22 protein-coding genes are annotated in these 20676 nt (G+C 62.0%); 13 read left to right on the top strand and 9 right to left on the bottom strand.

What is annotated here, in order from left to right; translation table 11 throughout:
- Window positions 1–154 precede the first annotated feature (154 nt).
- The 4 genes from AC3A35_RS26920 to AC3A35_RS26905 all read left to right on the top strand — a co-directional run bounded on the left by AC3A35_RS26920 (window position 155) and on the right by AC3A35_RS26905 (window position 5847).
- Window positions 155–2716: a response regulator gene (locus AC3A35_RS26920; protein ID WP_487439628.1), complete on the top strand. Its 2562-nt coding sequence runs from the start codon at window positions 155–157 to the stop codon at window positions 2714–2716.
- On the top strand, window positions 2713–3102 hold the full coding sequence (locus AC3A35_RS26915) for a response regulator (RefSeq protein WP_487439627.1): 390 nt from the start codon (window positions 2713–2715) through the stop codon (window positions 3100–3102). Before AC3A35_RS26920 ends, AC3A35_RS26915 begins: the two co-directional genes overlap by 4 nt.
- A gap of 20 nt (window positions 3103–3122) precedes the next feature.
- Window positions 3123–3497, top strand: coding sequence for a response regulator (locus tag AC3A35_RS26910; RefSeq protein ID WP_487439649.1), 375 nt, complete (start codon window positions 3123–3125; stop codon window positions 3495–3497).
- 67 nt (window positions 3498–3564) lie between these two features.
- Window positions 3565–5847, top strand: a complete 2283-nt coding sequence (locus tag AC3A35_RS26905; protein WP_487439626.1) for an EAL domain-containing protein — start codon at window positions 3565–3567, stop codon at window positions 5845–5847.
- A gap of 275 nt (window positions 5848–6122) precedes the next feature.
- Here AC3A35_RS26905 and radA read toward each other — a convergent pair whose 3' ends face one another.
- The gene (gene radA, locus AC3A35_RS26900; protein ID WP_487439625.1) at window positions 6123–7493 is read right to left on the bottom strand and encodes a DNA repair protein RadA; all 1371 of its coding nucleotides are present in this window, start codon (window positions 7491–7493) and stop codon (window positions 6123–6125) included.
- Complete coding sequence (locus tag AC3A35_RS26895; RefSeq protein ID WP_487439624.1) at window positions 7493–8431, bottom strand: LysR family transcriptional regulator; 939 nt, start codon at window positions 8429–8431, stop codon at window positions 7493–7495. The genes radA and AC3A35_RS26895 overlap by 1 nt, the downstream gene beginning before the upstream one ends.
- 153 nt (window positions 8432–8584) lie before the next feature.
- Between AC3A35_RS26895 and lplT the strand changes: the two genes are divergently transcribed.
- On the top strand, window positions 8585–9835 hold the full coding sequence (lplT, locus tag AC3A35_RS26890; RefSeq protein WP_487439623.1) for a lysophospholipid transporter LplT: 1251 nt from the start codon (window positions 8585–8587) through the stop codon (window positions 9833–9835).
- Window positions 9836–9862: 27 nt separating this feature from the next.
- On the opposite strand, the gene AC3A35_RS26885 is transcribed toward lplT, so the two are convergent.
- The 4 genes from AC3A35_RS26885 to AC3A35_RS26870 form a co-directional block, all read right to left on the bottom strand.
- A complete protein-coding gene (locus AC3A35_RS26885) occupies window positions 9863–10714 on the bottom strand; it encodes a uracil-DNA glycosylase family protein (RefSeq protein WP_487439622.1) in 852 nt (283 codons plus the stop codon).
- Between the two features lie 29 nt (window positions 10715–10743).
- Entirely contained in the window at window positions 10744–11193 is a 450-nt protein-coding gene (gene rimI / locus AC3A35_RS26880) for a ribosomal protein S18-alanine N-acetyltransferase (protein ID WP_487439621.1), read from the bottom strand.
- Window positions 11194–11195: 2 nt separating this feature from the next.
- Window positions 11196–11885: a tRNA (adenosine(37)-N6)-threonylcarbamoyltransferase complex dimerization subunit type 1 TsaB gene (tsaB, locus tag AC3A35_RS26875; RefSeq protein WP_487439620.1), complete on the bottom strand. Its 690-nt coding sequence runs from the start codon at window positions 11883–11885 to the stop codon at window positions 11196–11198.
- A 75-nt stretch (window positions 11886–11960) separates the two neighbouring features.
- Window positions 11961–12305, bottom strand: a complete 345-nt coding sequence (locus tag AC3A35_RS26870; protein WP_487439619.1) for a hypothetical protein — start codon at window positions 12303–12305, stop codon at window positions 11961–11963.
- A gap of 214 nt (window positions 12306–12519) precedes the next feature.
- Here AC3A35_RS26870 and ompR point away from each other — a divergent pair, with 214 nt between their 5' ends.
- Genes ompR through AC3A35_RS26830 form a run of 8 tightly spaced genes read left to right on the top strand, consistent with a single transcriptional unit; the run spans window position 12520 to window position 17806 of the window.
- Entirely contained in the window at window positions 12520–13257 is a 738-nt protein-coding gene (ompR, locus tag AC3A35_RS26865; RefSeq protein WP_487439618.1) for an osmolarity response regulator transcription factor OmpR, read from the top strand.
- 34 nt (window positions 13258–13291) lie between these two features.
- A complete protein-coding gene (locus AC3A35_RS26860; protein ID WP_487439648.1) occupies window positions 13292–14686 on the top strand; it encodes a sensor histidine kinase in 1395 nt (464 codons plus the stop codon).
- A complete protein-coding gene (locus tag AC3A35_RS26855; RefSeq protein WP_487439617.1) occupies window positions 14683–15396 on the top strand; it encodes an MBL fold metallo-hydrolase in 714 nt (237 codons plus the stop codon). The genes AC3A35_RS26860 and AC3A35_RS26855 overlap by 4 nt, the downstream gene beginning before the upstream one ends.
- Window positions 15386–15799: a group II truncated hemoglobin gene (locus AC3A35_RS26850; protein WP_487439616.1), complete on the top strand. Its 414-nt coding sequence runs from the start codon at window positions 15386–15388 to the stop codon at window positions 15797–15799. The genes AC3A35_RS26855 and AC3A35_RS26850 overlap by 11 nt, the downstream gene beginning before the upstream one ends.
- Before the next feature lie 34 nt (window positions 15800–15833).
- Window positions 15834–16442, top strand: coding sequence for a septation protein A (locus AC3A35_RS26845; RefSeq protein WP_487439615.1), 609 nt, complete (start codon window positions 15834–15836; stop codon window positions 16440–16442).
- The gene (locus tag AC3A35_RS26840) at window positions 16442–16741 is read left to right on the top strand and encodes a YciI family protein (RefSeq protein WP_487439614.1); all 300 of its coding nucleotides are present in this window, start codon (window positions 16442–16444) and stop codon (window positions 16739–16741) included. The genes AC3A35_RS26845 and AC3A35_RS26840 overlap by 1 nt, the downstream gene beginning before the upstream one ends.
- Complete coding sequence (locus tag AC3A35_RS26835; RefSeq protein ID WP_487439613.1) at window positions 16738–17013, top strand: BolA family protein; 276 nt, start codon at window positions 16738–16740, stop codon at window positions 17011–17013. The genes AC3A35_RS26840 and AC3A35_RS26835 overlap by 4 nt, the downstream gene beginning before the upstream one ends.
- A gap of 10 nt (window positions 17014–17023) precedes the next feature.
- Window positions 17024–17806 (top strand): peptidylprolyl isomerase, encoded by a 783-nt coding sequence (locus AC3A35_RS26830; protein WP_487439647.1) that lies wholly within the window; start codon window positions 17024–17026, stop codon window positions 17804–17806.
- Window positions 17807–17915: 109 nt separating this feature from the next.
- Here AC3A35_RS26830 and AC3A35_RS26825 read toward each other — a convergent pair whose 3' ends face one another.
- The 3 genes from AC3A35_RS26825 to AC3A35_RS26815 all read right to left on the bottom strand — a co-directional run.
- Entirely contained in the window at window positions 17916–19706 is a 1791-nt protein-coding gene (locus AC3A35_RS26825; RefSeq protein ID WP_487439646.1) for an acyl-CoA dehydrogenase, read from the bottom strand.
- Window positions 19707–19747: 41 nt separating this feature from the next.
- On the bottom strand, window positions 19748–20413 hold the full coding sequence (locus AC3A35_RS26820) for an energy-coupling factor ABC transporter permease (RefSeq protein WP_487439612.1): 666 nt from the start codon (window positions 20411–20413) through the stop codon (window positions 19748–19750).
- Window positions 20414–20439: 26 nt separating this feature from the next.
- The coding region (locus tag AC3A35_RS26815; protein ID WP_487439611.1) for an electron transfer flavoprotein subunit alpha/FixB family protein at window positions 20440–20676 on the bottom strand (237 nt) is incomplete at its 5' end.

Here is a 20676-nt window from a genome sequence, read left to right as displayed (position 1 = left end):
TTTTCGCGGGGTTGCCACGGGGCTTCAGTGAGCACAGGAAAGGCAAACCGTGATGCAGGATGGACCCCGCCGAATCCGGTGTTGCGGTCGATACCGCGCTCACCGGGCGTCGTCTGCTTGCGGTCCGCGCGATTTGCGCACAAGGGGGTATCGGTTGCATAAAGGCCACAAGGAGCTCGAGTTCGGCAACCTTGGTGCTTCGTTCCTCGGCACCCTACGCCCGGGGCGGAGTCAGCGTCGGCTCGCGGTCGTCACCATTGCGGTGTCGTTCGCGCTGTTTGTCGCTGCAGTGCCATTTGCGAAGGTCCAGCTGCCGCAGGTCTGGGCATTCATCCCGGTCTATCAGTCCGCGCTCGTGGTCAATGACCTGATCACGGCGATTCTTCTTTTCGGTCAGTTCAAGATCCTCCATTCGCGCGCCCTGATCGTGCTCGCTGCGGGGTACCTGTTCACCGCCCTCATGGCCATCACGCATGCGCTGACGTTTCCCGGCCTGTTCGCGCCCGGCGGGCTGCTCGGTGCAGGACCGCAAACGACAGCGTGGCTGTATATGTTCTGGCACGGCGGCTTTCCCTTGTTCGTCATCGCCTATGCAATGATCAAGGATCGGCGCCCGATTGACGGAAGTCGCGACCGTGCCGCAGTCGAGATCCGCATCAGCGTGGTCGCCGTCGTGCTGATCGCACTTGGGGCGACGCTCCTCGCGACCGCAGGAAATACCTTGTTGCCGAACATCATGGACGGCAATCGCTATACGCCAGCGATGATCATGGTGGTGTCGAGCACCTGGGTGTTCAGCCTGCTGGCGCTCGCCGCATTGTGGCGAAAGCGCCCACATTCGGTGCTCGACCTGTGGCTGATGGTCGTGGCCTGCGCGTGGCTGTTCGATATCGCGCTTGCGGCGGTGCTCAATGGCGGCCGTTTCGATCTGGGATTCTACGCCGGCCGGATCTATGGCCTGCTCGCGGCAAGCTTCGTCCTCGTGGTGTTGCTGCTGGAGAACGGCGTGCTATACACGCGACTCGCGCAGTCTCATGCGCGGGAACTCGAGAAGTCCGCCGAATCGCAGCGGCTTGGCGCCGAGCTCGAAGCGCTCAACCGTACCCTCGCAGAGAAGAATCGCCAGTTGCAGGAGGCCAGCGAACGCAAGTCCGAGTTTCTCGCCAACATGTCGCACGAATTGCGCACTCCACTCAACGCCATCATCGGCTTTTCAGAGGTATTGAAGGACGGTTTGAGCGGCCCCTTGAGCGACCAGCAGCGTGAATACGTCACCGATATCTACACCAGCGGACGTCACTTGCTGGCACTTATCAACGACATCCTCGACTTGTCCAAGGTCGAGGCCGGCAAGATGACGCTCGACCTCGAGGTGGTCGAGATCGACAAGCTGCTCGAAAATAGCCTGTCGATCATCCGCGAAAAAGCGACGAGCCATCGGATCGAACTCGTGCGGGAGATCGAACCCGGCCTCGGGGACCTGCAACTCGACCCGCGCAAGACCAAGCAGATCATCTACAACCTGCTCTCGAATGCGGTCAAGTTCACCGCCAACGGCGGGCGGGTCAGTCTGTCTGCGCGCCGTGTCGGACGGGATGCAGTCGAGCACTGGAGCACCACTCGTCCATCCGGACTCCACGGGCAACTGCCGAGCGGCGAATTTGCCGAGTTCCTGGAGATCGCGGTCGAGGACGACGGAATGGGCATCGCGTCCGACGACGCGTCGCGACTCTTCCAGCCGTTCAGCCAGCTCGACACATCGCTGGCGCGCCGACACGAGGGTACCGGCCTCGGCCTGGCGATGGTCATGAAGCTGGCGCAACTGCACGGGGGCACCGTGGCGCTGCGGAGCGAGCCGGGTCATGGCAGCTGCTTCACGGTATGGCTGCCGTGGCGGAGCGCCAGGATCGAGGAGAACAGCGCCTCGCCCCCGGCGCCGCCCGGTGACGATGGCCGCCCCTTGGCGTTGGTGATCGAAGACGATCGTGCGGCGGCGGAACTGTTGCGCCTGCACCTGAACGGCGAGGGGTTTCAGGTGCTGGTGACCAGGGATGCGGAATCGGCACCGACGTGTGTCGGCTTGAGGCGGCCGCATCTCATCGTCCTCGACGTGATGCTTCCCGGTGTCGACGGCTGGGCGTATCTGGCCGCGATCAAATGTGCCGGTTCGCCGTGGGCCGACGTACCGGTGGTGATCGTTTCGATTGTCGCCGACAAGCAGAAGGGGTTGTCGCTCGGCGCAGCGCAGGTGCTGCAGAAGCCGGTAAGCCGCGACGAGCTGGCCGCAGCCCTCGATCGCGTCGCGCGATCCAATCCGCCGGTCTCTGCGTCGAAGGTGCTGGTCGTCGACGACGACCCGAAGGCAGTCGAGCTGCTCGTCACCTGCCTGACCGGTATCGTTGGCACCGTAGTGCAGGCATATGGCGGCAAGCAAGGCATCGAGTCCGCGCGCAGTGAACGGCCGAACCTGATGGTCCTCGACCTGCTGATGCCGGAAGTCAGTGGGTTCGACGTCGTCGAGGCACTGAAAGCCGATCCCGAAACTGCGACGATTCCGGTCATCGTCGTGACCAACAAGGATCTCACGGACGAAGATCGCCGCCTCATCAATGGCCATGCGATGGCCATCTTCGAGAAATCCGCGTTTACCCACGAACGCTTTGCCGCCGAAGTCCGCCGCGCCCTTGGCGGCAAACCTCAGGGGGAGGCTGCATGATGGCGCCGACCGTGCTCGTGGTCGAGGACAACCCGACCAACATGAAATTGGCCGTGATGATCCTCGAGCATGCCGGGTATCGCGTCCTGCGTGCGGAAGATGCGGCCGATGGTATTGCCCTGGCGCGCGAGCAGACACCCGGCCTGGTGCTGATGGATATCCAGTTGCCGGGCATGGATGGACTCGATGCGACGCGCATACTGAAGGCAGATTCGAGCACCCGCGATATCCCGGTGGTGGCCCTGACCGCATTTGCAATGACAGGCGAAGAAGCCCGGATTCGTGCCGCCGGCTGTGACGGCTATATCGCCAAACCGATCGACTACCATCTCTTTCTTGCCGAAGTGGCACGACGGCTGGCACCAGGGGGAGGGACTCCACAATGACCGAAACCAGCCGCAGGACCGTGTTGATCGTCGACGACGATGCGCTCAATCGCAAACTGCTCGAAACACTCCTCATTGCCGACGGCTACGCGAGCCGCAGTTGCGATTCCGGCATTGCAGCACTGGCTGCGATCGCCGAGCAATTGCCGGACGTTGTCTTGCTCGATGTGATGATGCCGGGCATGGATGGCTTCGAAGTCGTGCGTCGCTTGAAGGCGAACCCGACGGCGAGGGGGGTTCCGCTGATCATGGTCACCGCACTCGACGACGAGGCGTCCCGGCTGCGCCTTGCCGGCGCGGGGGTCGATCATATCCTGACCAAACCGGTCGATCGCTGGGAGTTGCGGGCACGGCTGGCAGCGCTGTTCCACCGAGCGGGAGACGAAGATGAGTGATGCCGACGTTGCCGGCGATCTGGCCGCCTCACGCGAGAAGCTCAAGCGCTTGCTCGCCCTCTACGCAATGCTGAGCCGCATCAACCGCAGCATCGTTCGTGCCGACAATCCACATGAGCTTTACCTCACTGCCTGCCGTATCGCGGTCGAGGACGGCGGTTTCACGGCAGCGTGGATCGATATTGTCGAACCCGGCGGCGGACGTATTTTTCCGGTCGCCCGTGCCGGCGTGCCGATCGACCTCGGGCCCGCCGGGGACATCATCGTCACCGAACCCGCTGGCCGCGAGCCGAGCGCGAGTGCGATCCGGGACAACCACCCTTGCGTGGTCAACGACGTCGGCGACGACGATCGGCTGCTGCCCTGGCGCAAGGTGCTCGACCAAGCAGCTATCCGTGCATTGGCCGCGTTCCCCTTGACTCAGGAAGGCCGCACGATCGGGGCCATTGTCATCGCCGCCGACGAAGCCGAAGCGTTCGACGCAGACCGTATCGCCCTGCTGACCGAGGTCGCCGGCGATATTTCGTTCGCACTCGAAGTCATGCGGCGGGAAGAAAAGCGTGCCGTGGCCGAGAGCAAGATCCAGTACCTGGCGTACTACGATGCGCAGACCGGGCTTCCCGGGCGAGAACTGTGGGTCCAACGCTTCGCCGCGGCCTGCGCCGCAAAGGCGCCAGTGGCGGCGCTGGCGGTGAACCTGCGCAGCTATCATGGTGTGCTGCAGGGGCTCGGCCAAGCGCATGGACCGGATCTGGCGCGCGCGGTCGCCGCCCGCCTCGAAAAACTGCTGCCGACCTCGGTGGTTGGGCGCATCACCGAGTCCGAGCTTTCCATCATCGTCGAGGATGCCGACGGCCTGCACCTCGTGGAGGAAGCGGCCTGGGCCATCAGCGCCGCGCTCACCGAAGCCATCCAGGTGGAGGGTCGCGAAATCTTCCTCGACCCGTTCGTCGGTATCGCGTTGTTCCCGAACGACGGCAACACCCCCCAGGAAATCTTGAAGGCGGCGCTGATCGCCGCCGCCGGCAGCTCACAGGACGGCGGCGACCGCTATCGCTTCTATGCGCCCGAACTCGACCTGCGGACACAACAACGGCTCGAACTCGAAGCTGCGCTGCGTCATGCCCTCGTTCGTGGAGAGCTGGTGCTGCACTACCAGCCGCAGGTCGATCTCGAAAGCGGTCGCATTGTCGGCGCCGAGGCGTTGTTGCGCTGGCAACGTCCGGGCCACGGCCTGGTACCGCCGCTGGATTTCATTCCGCTGCTGGAGGAGACCGGCTTGATTGTCCCCGTGGGGGCCTGGGTGCTGGAAGAGGCGTGCCGGACCGCGAAGCGCTGGCAGGACGCCGGACTGCCGTGCCTCCGGATGGCCGTCAATCTGTCAGCGCGTCAGTTCCAGGATGGAGACATCAGTTTGCTGGTCCAGCGGGTGTTGGGCGACACCGGGCTCGAGGCGCGCTGGCTCGAGTTGGAGATCACCGAGAGTATCGTGCTGCGAAATGCCGATGCGGTAATTAGCACACTCAATCAACTGAAAGGGCAGGGCATCAGCCACTCACTCGACGACTTCGGCACCGGCTATTCGTCATTGAGCTACCTGCAGCGGCTGCCAATCTCGCGTATCAAGATCGATCGCAGCTTCATCACCCACATCACCTCGGATCCGCATGACGCCGCGATCGTCCGCGCCGTTGTCGGCATGGCCCACAGTCTGGGCATCAAAGTGATCGCGGAGGGCGTCGAGACAGAAGGGCAACTCGGCTACCTGCGCGGTCTGCGTTGCGAGGAAATCCAGGGCTATTTCTTTAGCCGACCTCTGCCGGCGGAAGATTTCGTCGCGCTCCTGAGAGCCGAGCACCGCCTCGAACCGGTATCGGAAACCGGTGGATCCGAACGCGTATTGCTCCTCGTCGACGACGAACCGGGTGTGCTCGCCTCCTTGCGCCGACTACTGCGGCCGACCGAAATCGAAGTGCTCACCAGCCGCACTCTCGAGGCGGCATTCGAGGTGCTAGCGACCAGGCGGGTAGGTGTGATCGTCTGCGACCAACGCATGCCAGCGATGACCGGCACCGAGTTCCTGCGCAGAGTCAGGAAGATATATCCCAATGTGATCAGGATCGTACTATCCGGCTACACCGAACTGAACTCGGTGATCGACGCGGTTAACCGCGGCGCAATCTACAAGTTTCTGACCAAACCGTGGGACGATCAGGTGCTCCTCGACAGCCTGCGCGACGCGTTCCGGATGTATGAGATGAACCGGGAAAACCGCGAACTATCGCAACGCATCGAGGAACTGATGGCAAACGGTCGATCGCCATTCGAACCACCCATGACATCGATTTGAAGCTTGTGCGGCTCAATCCATGAGCACGGACTCCACTGCAGGCTTGTACCGGCCCATAACAACCATAATGTGTATTATGTAAACCGTAAAGATCGTCTCGACCGCGAATGGTCTAGCGTCCATCGAACCGCTGAAGATGATCGCTCTGGCGAGTTTGTGGACTTGATATTCATGATGCCTCTCCTCGCACGGCGATTTGACGGTTTCACCCAACAACTTCAACGTTGCCAGTTACTGATTAGTCCGCTCGAAAGCCGTTTAGCCGACGCGACCCACTATTCGAGGCCCTTCGCCAGTTCGAGTGCCTGATCGATGCGCTCGACCGGATGCACTGCGATGCCCTCGATCGGATGCCGCGGCAGGTTGGCCTTGGGGACGATGGCGGTGTCGAATCCGAGCTTCGCGGCTTCCCTGAGGCGCTCCTGTCCGCGCGGTGCCGGCCGGATCTCGCCGGCTAGGCCCACTTCGCCGAAAACGGCGAGTCCGCGCTTGAGCGGACGGTCGCGAAGTGACGATACGGTGGCAAGCAGAATCGCCAGATCGGCGGCGGGCTCGGTGATCTTTACTCCACCGACGGCATTGACGAAGACGTCCTGATCGAAGCACACGATACCCGCGTGCCGATGCATCACCGCAAGCAGCATCGCCAGCCGGGTCTGCTCCAGGCCAACCGACAGGCGTCGGGCATTCGGACTTTGGGCCGCATCCACCAGAGCCTGGATCTCCACCAGCAGGGGCCGGGTACCTTCCTGGGTAACCAGCACGCAACTCCCCGACACCGGATCCCTGTGTTGCGACAGAAACAGTGCCGACGGATTCGAGACCCCACGCAGGCCCCGGTCGGTCATGGCAAAAACGCCCAGTTCGTTTACCGCACCGAACCGGTTCTTGAACGCGCGCACCAGGCGGAAGCTCGAATGATTGTCGCCCTCGAAATAGAGCACGGTATCGACGATGTGCTCCAGCACGCGCGGACCGGCAAGGCTGCCATCCTTGGTAACGTGCCCCACCAGGATCAGCGTGGTGCCGCTCTGCTTGGCGAAACGTGTGAGCTGGGCGGCGCATTCCCTGACCTGCCCGACCGAACCCGGTGCCGATTGCAGGCCTTCGGAGTAGACCGTCTGGATCGAGTCGATCACCGCCACCCTGGGCGCTGCCGCGCGCAAGGTATCGAGAATGCGCTCGAGGTTGATCTCGGCCAGCAACTGCAAGCCGGACGGCGCCACTTGCAGGCGCTGCGCACGCAAGGCGACCTGTTCGGGCGACTCCTCGCCGCTGACATAGACCACCGGATGTGTCGCAGCCAGCTGACACAGGGCCTGTAACAACAGGGTCGATTTTCCGATACCTGGATCGCCACCGATCAGGACGACGCCACCCGCGACCAGACCGCCCCCCAGCACCCGGTCGAACTCCTCGATGCCGCTGGGGAGGCGCGGTTCCTCCCGCGGCTGGAGAGTGGACAAGGGCTGCAGTTTCGCTGCTGCGCCAGCGAGTGCGGTAAAGCGGCTGGGCGCCCCTGCCCCGCGTTCCACAATGGTTTCGACCAAGGTATTCCATGCCTGGCATTGCGGGCATTGCCCCTGCCAGCGCGGCGTCTGTGCGCCGCATTCGGTACAGACATGCGCCGACTTCGGTTTCGCCATCAGGCTCCGCCCTGCTGCTGCGCCTTTTTCGCCACCTGGACGGCCATCGCGGCAAGTTCTGCGCAAGCATGTTCGGCAAACGTGGTGATCAGGCGGGAGCGGAATTTGTCGCGCGGGATGATCACTTCAAGCGGCGTATGGAGCTCGGGCTCGAGTGGAATACCGACCAGCTTGCCCTCACGGATGTCGCGCAGGATCGCGGCCTGGGACGCGATCGCATACCCGAGTCCTTCGGCCGCGAGATGCTTGACGGTGGCAAGACTGCCGAGTTCGGCACAGACGTTTACTTCGCTCATCGGCACGCCCGCCGCCTCGAAGAACTCTTCGGCAATCTCGCGGATGGCATTGCCCGGATCCCGGGTAATGAAGGGATGCTCGATCAGGTCCGTTGCCGTCAACGATGCAGCCTGCGCCAGTGGATGGGATGGCGCGCAGATAACCAGCAAGACATCGCGGGTTGCACTGAAGTGCTCGATTGCGGGCTGTTCCGAGACGATCTCGATCAAGCCGATATCGAGCTCCCGCGCGGCGACGCGATCTTCGGTGAGTTGGGAGTTTCCCACCACGACGCGCGGTACCACGCGCGGGTATCGACGCTTGAAGCTTTCGAGCAGTTGCGGCAACCAGTAGGCAGCGATTGTCGTACTGGTGCCGATATTGAGCACGCCCGAAAGTTCGTCGGTCAGTTCCGACACCCTCGATTCCAGCTCCTCCGACAGACCGAGGATCCGCTCCGCATAGGCCAGCACCAGTTCACCGGCCGACGTGAGCGAGATACGGCCGTGACCGCGATCGAGCAGACGGGTGTTGAAATGTTCTTCCAGTTGCTTGATCTGGAAAGTCACCGCGGGCTGGGTCATGAACAAATGTTCAGCAGCACGGGTAAAGGATCCGTGCTTTGCCACCGCGTGAAAGACCTGCAGCCTGCGATCAGCCATGATTCCGATAAGTGCTGTTTATATGCGCAATTACACCACAAATTGCCTCTCTACTGGCGCCAGACTTGTCCTGCCTTGTCTTATCCCGTAACAAGTTTCGTGTCTTCGTGATATAAACCGCGCTTCCGCTAACGTGACGGTGTGTAGGCAACGATGCCGCTCGGCTTCTATATCATCATGGCAGCGCAGTTCTTTTCGGCACTGGCCGACAATGCGCTGCTCATCGTTGCCATTGCGCTACTGAGAGACATGGCTTCCCCGGCGGAGTACGAGCCGATGTTGAAGCTCTTTTTCACGCTCTCCTACGTCGCGCTCGCGGCCTTCGTCGGCGCCTTCGCCGACTCGATGCCAAAATGGCGGGTGATGCTGATCAGCAACACGATCAAGATCGGCGGCTGCCTGCTGCTCTTCCTCGGCACTCATCCCCTGTTCGCCTATGCCATCATCGGACTGGGTGCGGCAGCCTACTCGCCGGCCAAGTACGGCATCCTGACCGAGTACCTTCCGCACCGGCTGCTGGTCGTCGCCAACGGCTGGATCGAGGGCTTGACCGTGGGTGCGATCATCGTCGGTACGGTGATGGGGGGCATCCTGATCCGGCACGACGTGTCCGGCTGGCTGCTCGACCTCGACCTGCCGTTCGTCAGCTCCGCGTTTCAGGCCAGCGTCCTTGCCATCGGCACGCTCTATCTGCTGGCCGCGGTGTTCAATTTCTATATCCCCGACACCGGCGTCGACCACAAACCGCTCAAGAACAGCCCGTTCTACCTGTTCCACGATTTCAATCATTGCCTGAAGCTGCTGTGGCGCGACAAGCTTGGACAGATTTCGCTCGCAGTCACCACCTTGTTCTGGGGTGCCGGAGCGACTTTGCAGTTCATCGTGATCAAGTGGGCCGAGCACAACCTCGGCCTCGGTCTTTCCGAGGCCTCGATGCTGCAGGGCGTGGTGGCGGTGGGGATTGCCGTGGGCGCCATTCTCGCCGCGCGTTTCATCACGCTGCGCAGGTCAGTGAAGGTCATCCCCCTCGGAATCGCTATGGGCCTGGTGGTGTTGGTCATGACCGTGGTAACGAATACCCCGCTGGCCATGGGATTGATGGTGGTCGTGGGCGCACTCGCCGGCTTCTTCGTGGTTCCCATGAACGCGCTGCTACAGCACCGCGGCCACATCCTGATGGGAGCCGGTCATTCGATCGCGGTGCAGAACTTTAATGAGAACCTGTCCATTCTGGTCATGACGGGCGGTTACGCCCTGCTCCTCATGTTCGGCCTGCCGATCAGCGCCGTCATCGTGCTGTTCGGGCTCTTCGTCGCCGGGTCGATGTATTTCGTCAAGCGCCAGCACGAAGCCAATCAGCGCGAATTCGACGCGGTAAGCCAGCTGGACGACCAGCGCCACTAGGGCGCTTGTGCATGCGCCAGAAAAGCCCTATTCGGGTGGCACCAGCCTGCGGGCAAGACAGAGGTCTTCCCATGCCTTTCCCTTGTCCTGCGGATTGCGCAGCAGATACGCCGGATGGTAGCTCACCACCACCGGAATGCCCCGATACTCGAAGCGCTTGCCGCGCGCTGCGCCGATACTGACTTCGGTGTTCAGCAAAGCCTGAGCGGCCGGACGACCGAGCGCAAGCAACAACCGCGGCTGTACAAGGGCAATCTGACGCTCCAGGAAAGGCAGGCAGGCTGCGATCTCTCCCGCCTCCGGCGTTCGATTGTGGGGAGGCCGACATTTGACCGCATTGGCGATGTAGACGCCCTCCTCCCGTTTCAATCCCACCGCCGCCAGCATGTTGTCGAGCAACTTCCCGGCCTGCCCGACAAACGGCTCGCCGCGCTGATCCTCCTCCGCACCCGGCGCCTCGCCCACCAGCATCCAGCCGGCCGAGCGATCCCCGACCCCCGGCACAGCCTGCTTGCGTTTCTCGCACAGGACGCAACTGCGGCAGCTGCGGATTTCGTGCTCGAGCTCGATCCAGTCCAGCCGCCCAATACGTTCGGCTCTGGCTGCATCGGTCGGAGCGTGCGCGGGTTCGCATCCCGCTGCCGAACTGGCGACCGAAGTCTTGGGCGGCAATTTCGGGGACGGCGAACGTCGCTGACTCGGGGTTTCCACGGCCGTGGACGCATCAGGCGCGGTCGCCTGGACCGGCGGAACGACCGGTGCCGGCTCGCTGTGCCGGGAGGGCGACAACAAAGCACTGTCCCGAGCCGTCTCCTGCGACGCCACATCCGGCGCATCCGTCGGGGCACCGCGCAACCGCCACAAAGGCGCAACGCCCATCTCCCTCAGTATGGCAGCCCGCCGTGGCGTCAAAGCGCAGCCCTCATCACGATCGCATCTTCACGACCGTCGGCCGCGGCGTAGTAGCCCTTGCGTCGCCCGATCTCGACAAAGCCCGCCTTTTGATAGAGTGCGCGCGCCGGCAGATTCGAGGGTCTGACCTCGAGGAAAAACTGGGTGGCGCCGTTATGCCGCGCCTGGCTGAACAAATGGTCAAGCAGCATGCCGCCCCGCCCTCTTCCCTGAACCTCCCGCGTCACCGTGATGTTCAGCAGATGGGCCTCGTCGAGTACGCCGAGGACAATGGCATAGGCAACGGGTCGCTCCGCCTCGCGCATGACCCAGCTCCCGTAGCCGGCAGCAAGGGAGTCGAAAAAGTTCTCCCTGGACCAGGGAAAAGGATGAAGACTGGCTTCCTGCGCGGCTATCCAGTCAAGATCCTGCTCCGACATCGGGGTGAACAGCGGTCCTGCCGACATATTCAGGCCCGTCCGCCACGGGCAAGGCGCTCTGCGGTCGTCAGTGCGACCTTGTCTCGAACGTACAAGGGCGCCGCCATTTCCGCCGGCAACATGTCGCCCTCACGGATCCGAATCACGGCAAGCCGGGCGATGTCGCTTGCACGGGGCACCGCTGCCGGATTGCAGCCAGTCAACCGGCCGCCGAGTCGGGGCAACAGGATCGTTTCATAAGCTCCGAAAGCGGAGCCGATACCGAACCAGTTGCCATCCGGCAACCGGAGGCAGTCGGGGGCGAGGCAGGCGGGCTCCGAAAGGGGCGTCGGAAGTCCTGCATCAAGACGATAGGCGCAGTGATATGCCTCGTTCATGCGTGCATCGGTGGCCACGAACACCCGCTCGGCCCCTGCCTGCATCGCGAGTGCCGACAGGCTGCAAACGGGCACAACACCAATCCCTGCACCAAGCGCCAAGCCCTGGGCAATTCCGCACGAGAGCCGCAAACCGGTGAAGGCTCCCGGGCCACTGCCGAAGGCCACCGCCCGGAGGTCGGACAAGCCGGCTCCGGCCTCCGAGAGAAGATCCCGAACGACGGAGAGGATGTGTTCCGAATGATTTGCATGCCCCTCGAGCAGACGCTCGCGGATCTCGCCATCGAGATAAAGCGCAACACTCGCGTGTTCGCAGGAGGTTTCCAGTGCTAGAAAATTCATGGTGGCGATATTCTACCGGCTGACGGCCCGCAAGGCTCGCTCCGGCTTCGCCGCTCGACAGGCGCGGACAACGACTCAGCGTCGTTTGCGCTCACCCGCCTCATAATCGGCATTCACATGCCGCATGGCGTCGCGAAGATCGCGGTGCAGCGCTTCGCGCTCCTCCCGGCTCAATTTCCGCCTTTCCCTGACGACATCGCTATCGAAATCCGAGGCCAGGGCACGCCGCAAATCGGCACGCTGCTCTTCCAGGGAAACCGGCGTCGTGTCGACTGCAATCTCCTCCGCGGAGATCGGCTCTTCCGCCCCGGCCGCACAGGCAAAAAAAGCCGAGAGCACAAATAGGCCGAGACGACTTGTCCGACGGCAATATTTGCGCAATGCTCCGACCGATACATCAGTGCCACTCGAGATCATCATTGTCAGAGTCCGTACGGACTTCACCACAGTTGAAGATAAGCGTGAAAATACCGGACTATCGTCCCGCGTGCCTAGCACTATGTCACACCCAGCGCGACCGTTTGTAAGGGGGTATTGCCTCAGAGCGCTGCCTTACGAAGCGTTACGCTCCGTTCCCGAATTGCCAGGCATGGATGGCTGGCGACACACACAGACACACGATAGGATGAGGGTCATGAACGTAAAAACACGATATCGAGTGCTGCTGGTCGACGACGATGCCCGTCTGCGCGAACTGCTTTCCCGCTACCTTCAGGAACAGGGATTCGCCATCAAGGCGGTCAATGACGCCCCCATGATGGATCGCGCCCTGCATCGCGAACACTTCGACCTTATCGTCCTCGACCTGATGCTTCCCGGTGAGGATGGATTATCGATCTGCCGCCGCCTTCGGGCCGCTGAAAACACCGTCCCCATCATTATGCTCACGGCCAAGGGAGACGACGTCGACCGCATCGTCGGACTTGAAATGGGGGCTGACGACTATCTCGGCAAGCCGTTCAATCCACGCGAACTTGTCGCCCGCATTCAAGCCGTCATGCGTCGTCAGCCGCCGCCCCTTCCCGGTGCGCCGACGGCAGAGGACGAAGTGATCGTATTCGGACGGATCAGGGTCAATCTCGGCACTCGCGCCTTGCAGCGCGACGGCGAGGAGATCCAGCTCACTACCGGGGAGTTTTCGCTTCTGAAAGTATTGCTCCAGCACCCGCGCCAACCCCTGTCACGCGACAAGCTGATGGAGTTGGCACGAGGTCGCGAGTATGGCGTTTTCGACCGGGCGATCGACGTGCAGGTATCGCGACTGCGCAAGCTGGTCGAGGACGACCCGGCCAAGCCGCGCTACATTCAGACCGTATGGGGCTTTGGTTACGTGTTCGTGCCGGATGACAGCAAACTCGCAGCCAGCGAATAAGGGCCGCCGGCCGAGCAGGCTGAGGCGGCGGCGTCTGCGTGCTCTCGGGCGTTTTCTTTCCGGCTGGTTGCCCCGTACCTTGTTGTGGCAGACCTTCCTTCTCGTTGCCCTGCTGCTCACGCTTGCGCTCGCCGCATGGAGTCAGATCTTCCGCTATTTCGAGGAGCCGCCGCGTGCACGGGATCTGGCGCAGATGGTGGTCAGCGTGGTCAACCTGACTCGGACCGCCTTGATCAATGCGGATGCCGGACGTCGCAGTGAGCTTTTGATCGAGCTCGCCGCCCTTGAGGGAATACGGGTCTATCCCGCCGAACTGACCGACGAAATCCAGCCTCTGCAGGACACCAGGCCGATGCGACTGCTGGTCGCCGAAGTGCGCCGCAGCCTCGGCGAGCACACCCGCTTTGGTTCGCGCTGGAAGACGCTCGACGGCTTCTGGATCAGCTTCAGGCTCGATCCGGACGATCGGGATGAATACTGGGCCATGCTGCCGCCCGATCGACTCGCCAAGCCCCATGCCCTCGAGTGGTTGTCATGGGGCGGTGCTGCACTGCTCGTCGCGCTCCTTGGCGCCTACCTCATCGTGTCGCGGATCGGCGCACCCTTGCGCCAGCTGGCGAAAGCCGCGCGCATGGTCGGCAGCGGCCAGACCCCTTCGCCGCTCGCCGAGTCGGGGCCGCAGGAGATCTCCGTCGTCGCGCGCGCCTTCAATCAGATGGCAGGCGATCTTGCACGAATGGACGCCGATCGCGCCCTGATCCTTGCGGGCGTATCACATGACCTGCGCACACCGTTGGCTCGTCTGCGCCTCGGGGTGGAGATGTCCGGAGCGCCTGATGACGAGGTCACTGCGATGGTCACCGACATCGAGGAAATGGATCGCATCATCGGCCAGTTTCTCGATTTCGGTCGCGGCGCGCCCCAGGAACCGTTGCAGCTGGTTGACCTGCCCGACTTCGTCGCCGAACTGGCCGAGCCCTACCGTCTTCGTGGCGCCAGGCTCACGCTGTCGCTACCGCCACATCTTCAGGTGTCCATCCGCACCGTTCCGCTCCGCCGCGCCCTGGCAAACCTCATCGACAATGCCCTGCGTTACGCCGGGGAGGACCAGCCTCTCGAAGTGAGCGTTTTCGAGGACGAGGGGCTCGCGTGCATCGAGGTTTCCGACCACGGCCCAGGCATCGCTCCGGATCAGGTCGAACGGATGCGTCAGCCGTTTACCCGGCTCGAGAGCGCACGCAGCAATACCAAGGGTGCAGGCCTCGGACTTGCCATCGTGGAGCGTGTGGTGCGCGCGCACGACGGCTGCCTCGAGCTGCTGCCGAGGGAGGGTGGTGGGCTGCGCGCTGTGCTCCGCTTTCCGCTCACCGCTTCGTCATCGGCGCGCGTTAGAATGCCCGCAGTGACACCCGGAGCCCACCACGCATGACCATCGTATTCCGTCAGCTGTTCGACGAAGAGAGCTGCACGCTGACTTATCTGCTGGCCGATGCCCTCACCGGCGACGCCATCCTGATCGACACCGTGCGCGAGCATGTTGGTCGCTATCTAACCCTGCTCCAGGAGTTCAACCTCCAGCTGGTATGGCTCCTCGAGACCCATGCGCATGCCGACCACATTACCGGCGCAGCAGGCATGAGGGAGGTCACCGGCGCCAAATCCGCCGCCGGAGACTTGGCCGGGGCGACCTGTGCCGACCGGCAACTCAGGGACGGGGACGTGATCGCCTTCGGTAACGAGCTCATCCGTGCGATCACTACGCCCGGCCACACACCGGGCTGTATTACCTACCACTGGCGTGACCGTCTGTTTACCGGCGATACGCTGCTGATCGGCGGTTGCGGCCGTACCGATTTCCAGGGCGGCGATGCGGATGCGCTGTTTTCAAGCATCGGCCGCCTTCTGGCGCTCCCGGACGAAACCCTGGTCTATCCGGGGCACGACTACAAGAACATGCGGGTCAGCAGCGTCGGCCAGGAAAAACTGACCAACGAACGCATCAGGGGTCAGACCCGCGAATCCTTCATCGACCTGATGAACAGTCTCAACCTGCCGCGCCCCCGCCTGATCGACGAGGCGGTGCCGGCCAATCAGCGCTGCGGCCGCAGCGAGGAGATCTTCGACATCCATGCAGCCTGAGTCAAATATTCTTCCTGTCCGTGCGCCCTACGATGAGATCGGCGGAGAACCGACGGTACGTGCACTCGTAAGGCGCTTCTATGAACTGATGGATACGCAGCCTGAAACCTACGGAATTCGCAAGATGCACGGCGAAGACCTTGGTGGTTCGGAGGAGAAGCTCTTCCTCTTCCTGTCGGGCTGGTTCGGCGGACCGCAGCGCTATGTCGAGCGATTCGGCCAGCCCTTTCTGCGCGCCCGCCACCTTCCTTTCTCGATCGGCACATCCGAGCGCGACCAATGGATGATGTGCATGAAGCAAGCGCTCGAAGAGCACGTTCCGGATACCGTGCTACGCGGGCGGCTGCAAGAGTCCTTCGCCGCGCTTGCCAACCATATGCGGAACCGCGCCGAGCCGGGCTGAGTCAATTCCCCTTCACCATTCTATAATTCAGCGCATGAAGTTTCTTTTCGACCTGCTGCCGGTCATCCTGTTTTTCGCAGCCTACAAGTTCGCCGGTGCCGATCCGGACGCGTCCTTCGCGCTTGCTTCGCGCTTGCTGGGTGATGGCATCGTCGTCTCTCAGGCGCCGATCCTGATCGCCACGCTGGTTGCTATTGCCGCAACCTTCATGCAGATCGTGCTGGTGTGGCTCAAACACCGCAAAGTCGACCGGATGCTGTGGATCAGTCTCGTCATCATCGTTTTCTTCGGTGGCGCGACCCTGCTGTTTCACGACCCGACCTTCATCAAATGGAAACCGACCGCGCTCTACTGGCTGTTTTCCGTAGTGCTAGCGTTTTCGGCTCTGTTATTGAAGCGCAACCTGATCCGCAAGATGCTCGAAGCGCAGATTCGGCTTCCCGACGAGATATGGTCCCGACTAAATCTTGCCTGGGCCGCATTCTTCGCCGCGATGGGCGTACTGAATCTCTATGTTGCATACAATTTTTCCGAAGAAGCGTGGGTCAACTTCAAACTGTTCGGCGGAATGGGTCTGATGCTGGGCTTCGTGCTTGGGCAGGGACTCTACCTTTCGAGACATATGCAAGAGGATGCAAACTGATGTTCTATGCCATGATTGGCGAAGATGCTCCGGGTTCGCTCGACAAAAGGATGGCCGCGCGACCTGCTCATCTGGCGCGCCTGGAAAAGCTGCGTGACGAAGGCCGAATCCTGCTTGGCGGTCCGATGCCGGCAATCGATTCGCCCGACCCCGGCCCGGCCGGCTTCGCCGGAAGCCTGATCGTGGCCGAGTTCGCCTCCCTCACCGAGGCCGAACAATGGTTGTCCGAAGACCCTTATGTGATCGAGGGCGTGTTCGAACGTACCGTAGTCCGCCCCTTTCGGAAAGTGATGCCGTGACTGTCGCCGACCGAATCCGGAACAGGCTCGCCGCACTGCAGCCGGCCCTAATCGAGATCGGCGACGACAGCGCGCTTCATGCCGGCCACGCCGGCGCGCGCAGTGGCGGTGGACACTACAGCCTGCATATCGTGTCGGCGGCATTTGAAGGAAAAAACACCGTGGCGCGGCATCGCATGATCTACGCCGCACTCGGCGAAATGATGAAGGGCGAGATTCATGCGCTCGCCATTCGTGCTCAAACGGCTGAAGAAGCCAATCAACCCACCTGAAGGAACACAGATGAAACTTTTCCCGAGCCGTCTGGCTATTGCCCTTGTTGCCGGTTTTATCACGCAGGCGAGCTTCGCGGCCGACCCGATCGCAACCGTAAACGGGACCGCGATTCCGGCCGCCCGCGCCGAAGCGATGATCAGCGAGCAACGGGCGCAAGGGGCCCCGGACACGCCGCAGCTGCATGACGCGGTTCGTGAAGAACTGGTCCGTCGTGAAATTCTGGGCCAGGAAGCAGGTCGCAAGGGGCTCGACAAGAAGGCGGACGTCATCGCGCAGATGGAACTGGCCCGCCAGGCCATCCTGATCCGTTCCTACCTGCAGGACTATGTGAAAGCCAATCCGGTTACCGACGCCGAACTCAAGAAGGAGTACGACTCGATCAAGGGCCGCATGGGCGACAAGGAATACAAGCCGCGCCACGTGCTGCTCGAAACCGAAGAGCAAGCGAAGGACGTGATCGCCAAACTGCAGGCCGGCAGCAAGATCGAGGATCTCGCCAAGGAATCACGCGACCCCGGGTCCAAGGAGCGTGGTGGTGATCTCGGATGGAGCAATCCCGGCATGTTCGTCGCTCCGTTCTCCGAAGCCATGGTCAAGCTCGCCAAGGGCACGTTCACCACCACCCCGGTGAAGAGCGATTTTGGCTATCACGTCATCTACCTTGAGGACTCGCGCGAACTGAAAGCCCCCGCGTTTGACGAAGTCAAACCTCAGATCCAGCAGCGCCTGCAACAGCAGAAGGTCGAGAAACACATCCTCGAGCTGCGTGCAAAAGCCAAGATCCAGTAAGGCCAAGCCCGTCGATTCGGGTCTTCAGGCGTAGAAAAGCGGCTGGTGGAGTGATCCACCAGCCGCTTTTCTCATGATGCCGGTTGGAGAAACCGACAACATGCAGGCGTCAGAACAGTTCTTCGGGCAACTCCAGTGCGCCTGCAGCGCCATTGACCACGGCGTAGGCCAGCCCGGAGGCCTGTGACAGGACGTGATCGGCATAGAAGCGCGCGGTCACGAGCTTGGCACGATAGAAACCATCGTCCCCCCGATCGACAACCCTGCGTTTGGCGACAAGGGCAGCACGCGCCATCTGCCAGCCGCCGGCAACGATGCCGAGCAATTTCAGGAAAGGAACCGAGCCCACGGAAGCCGCCTTGATATCGGCATTGTAGGTGGCGAGGATATATGCCACCGCCTCCTCCACTGCGGTGATTCCGCTCCCCAGCGACTTGCGAATCGCGCCGAGCGCGGGATCGGTGGCATCGAGTTCGGCCTCGACCTGGCGCATCTCGGCAATCAGCGCCTTGATCGTCACGCCATTCTCGCGCGCGATCTTGCGTCCGATCAGATCGTTCGCCTGAATTGCAGTGGTTCCCTCGTAGATCGTGGTGATCCGGGCATCACGGAAATGCTGGGCAGCGCCGGTTTCCTCGATGAAGCCCATGCCGCCATGGACTTGCACACCGGTCGAGGCGACCTCGATCGAATTCTCCGTCAACCAACCCTTTACCACCGGAATCATCAGGTCGACAAAGGCCTGGTGTTTCGCCCGCTGCGCCTGGTCTTCGTGATGGTGGGCCAGATCGATGGCGGCCCCTACCACATAGGCAAGCGCGCGCATCGCTTCGGTCTGACTCTTCATCGACATCAACATGCGACGCACGTCGGCGTGATGAATGATGCTGACCTTCGGGCCGCCGCGAACACCCGCATCCGTGCCTTGAATACGGTCCTTGGCGTACTGCAGTGCGTGCTGATACGCACGTTCTGACAGTGCCAGGCCTTCCATCCCCACCGCAAAGCGGGCTTCGTTCATCATGATGAACATGTACTCGAGACCACGATTCGGTTCACCGATGAGGGTCCCGATTGCACCACCTTTGTCACCGAACGCGAGTACGCAGGTCGGACTGGCGTGGATGCCGAGTTTGTGCTCGATCGACACGCAATGCACATCATTGCGCCCGCCGAGACTGCCATCCACGTTGACCATGAACTTTGGCACGACGAACAGCGAGATTCCCTTTACCCCTTCCGGGGCATCCGGCAAACGCGCCAGCACCAAGTGAATGATGTTGTCGGTCATGTCGTGATCACCATAGGTGATGAAGATCTTCTGACCGAAAATCCGGTATGTTCCATCGCCTTGCGGCTCGGCCCTGGTACGCACCGCGGCAAGATCTGAACCGGCTTGCGGCTCGGTCAGATTCATCGTGCCGGTCCACTCGCCGCTGACCATCTTCGGCAGGTAGGTTGCTTTCTGCTCGTCGGTACCGCGCAACATCAGCGATTCGATGGCCCCCGTGGTCAGCATCGGGCACAGCGAGAACGCCATATTGGCCGACTTCCACATCTCCATGACTGCGGTCGATAGCAGTTTGGGCAGGCCCTGGCCACCATATTCCGGATCGCAGGCAAGCGCGGTCCAGCCGGCTTCGGAGAACTGTCGATAAGCCTCCTTCCAGCCGCTGGCGGTCGTCACGCCGTCGTGATCCCACTTCGCGCCTTCCTGGTCGCCAGACCAGTTCAGTGGCGCAAGCACGCCACTCGCAAACTTGTTCGCCTCCTCGAGGATCGCATCGACCAGGTCGGACGAGACTTCTTCGTTGCCCGGCAGCGCGGCGACCTTGTCAAACCCGGCCAGCTCATTCATCACGAACTGTATGTCGCGAATCGGTGCGGTGTAATTGCTCATTAGTCTCCCTCCAGAATGAATATTCGAACGCTCCGGGAACGCTACTTCTTCCACAGATAACGGCGATCGTCGAACGCCACGACCCATTCGGGCCGATATACCACCATCAGTGTTACCAGCGCGCCACTCAGCCACCCTTCCGCAAAACCGAGCAGCAGGAAGTAGGGCAGATACTCGCCGACCAGGAACTCCGCGCTGTATGCGCCAGCCAGTACCATGGTCAACGAGGCGATCACCCCCTGCAGCATGATCGTCAGCGCCGCCCCGGCAAAACCGATGACAAAAATGAATACAAAAAAATGGGCAGGCAGCGACTCCTCCACGAGGCGCTGGATCGCATGTGCAAGCATCACCGGAATGACGGCCATCAGGATGAAGTTCAGCGGCCATGCCTGCCATTCAATCGCGCCATTGAGCGTGACCCCGGTCAGCGCGAGTGCAAGTGCGACGACCGCAAGCCGCGGGCCCAGCGTCAGCGTGACTGCCATTGCCCCCAACATGTGAAGGTTTAGGCCGGGCTTCACGCCCGCCTTCAGGCTCCATGCCAGGGTCAGTCCCACGACAAAACCAAGTAGCAGGTTGAGTTGGGAGCCATTCGCCAACCGCTTCCACGGCGCCTTCAGCACAACCTGATACAGCACCGGCAAGGCAAGCACGAATGCGACCCAAAGCCACGTCGACGAGAACAACGAGGCCGGCAGATTCATGCGCGCCCTTGTGCCTGCAGATACGTCTAGTCCAGTGCTGCCGTCAGCTCCGGCACCAGCGCGAACAGATCGCCCACCAGGCCGTAGTCGGCGACCTGGAAGATCGGGGCCTCGGGGTCCTTGTTGATCGCCACGATCACCTTGGACTCCTTCATCCCGGCCAGATGCTGGATCGCGCCCGAGATCCCGACCGCGATGTAGAGCTGGGGGGCGACGATCTTGCCGGTCTGGCCGACCTGGTAATCGTTGGGGACGTAGCCCGC

The organism is Azoarcus sp. Soil_N_20 (assembly GCF_057656155.1).
This window is presented reverse-complemented; position numbering and strand designations above follow the sequence as displayed.

Bases quoted from the DNA above. Each gene is read 5' to 3' on its own strand.
- AC3A35_RS26915 (WP_487439627.1), top strand. From the start codon at position 2,713: ATGATGGCGCCGACCGTGCTCGTGGTCGAGGACAACCCGACCAACATG.
- AC3A35_RS26905 (WP_487439626.1), top strand. From the start codon at position 3,565: ATGCTGAGCCGCATCAACCGCAGCATCGTTCGTGCCGACAATCCACAT.
- radA (WP_487439625.1), bottom strand. From the start codon at position 7,493: ATGGCGAAACCGAAGTCGGCGCATGTCTGTACCGAATGCGGCGCACAG.
- AC3A35_RS26895 (WP_487439624.1), bottom strand. From the start codon at position 8,431: ATGGCTGATCGCAGGCTGCAGGTCTTTCACGCGGTGGCAAAGCACGGA.
- lplT (WP_487439623.1), top strand. From the start codon at position 8,585: ATGCCGCTCGGCTTCTATATCATCATGGCAGCGCAGTTCTTTTCGGCA.
- AC3A35_RS26885 (WP_487439622.1), bottom strand. From the start codon at position 10,714: ATGGGCGTTGCGCCTTTGTGGCGGTTGCGCGGTGCCCCGACGGATGCG.
- rimI (WP_487439621.1), bottom strand. From the start codon at position 11,193: ATGTCGGCAGGACCGCTGTTCACCCCGATGTCGGAGCAGGATCTTGAC.
- tsaB (WP_487439620.1), bottom strand. From the start codon at position 11,885: ATGAATTTTCTAGCACTGGAAACCTCCTGCGAACACGCGAGTGTTGCG.
- AC3A35_RS26870 (WP_487439619.1), bottom strand. From the start codon at position 12,305: ATGATGATCTCGAGTGGCACTGATGTATCGGTCGGAGCATTGCGCAAA.
- ompR (WP_487439618.1), top strand. From the start codon at position 12,520: ATGAACGTAAAAACACGATATCGAGTGCTGCTGGTCGACGACGATGCC.
- AC3A35_RS26855 (WP_487439617.1), top strand. From the start codon at position 14,683: ATGACCATCGTATTCCGTCAGCTGTTCGACGAAGAGAGCTGCACGCTG.
- AC3A35_RS26850 (WP_487439616.1), top strand. From the start codon at position 15,386: ATGCAGCCTGAGTCAAATATTCTTCCTGTCCGTGCGCCCTACGATGAG.
- AC3A35_RS26845 (WP_487439615.1), top strand. From the start codon at position 15,834: ATGAAGTTTCTTTTCGACCTGCTGCCGGTCATCCTGTTTTTCGCAGCC.
- AC3A35_RS26840 (WP_487439614.1), top strand. From the start codon at position 16,442: ATGTTCTATGCCATGATTGGCGAAGATGCTCCGGGTTCGCTCGACAAA.
- AC3A35_RS26830 (WP_487439647.1), top strand. From the start codon at position 17,024: ATGAAACTTTTCCCGAGCCGTCTGGCTATTGCCCTTGTTGCCGGTTTT.
- AC3A35_RS26825 (WP_487439646.1), bottom strand. From the start codon at position 19,706: ATGAGCAATTACACCGCACCGATTCGCGACATACAGTTCGTGATGAAT.
- AC3A35_RS26820 (WP_487439612.1), bottom strand. From the start codon at position 20,413: ATGAATCTGCCGGCCTCGTTGTTCTCGTCGACGTGGCTTTGGGTCGCA.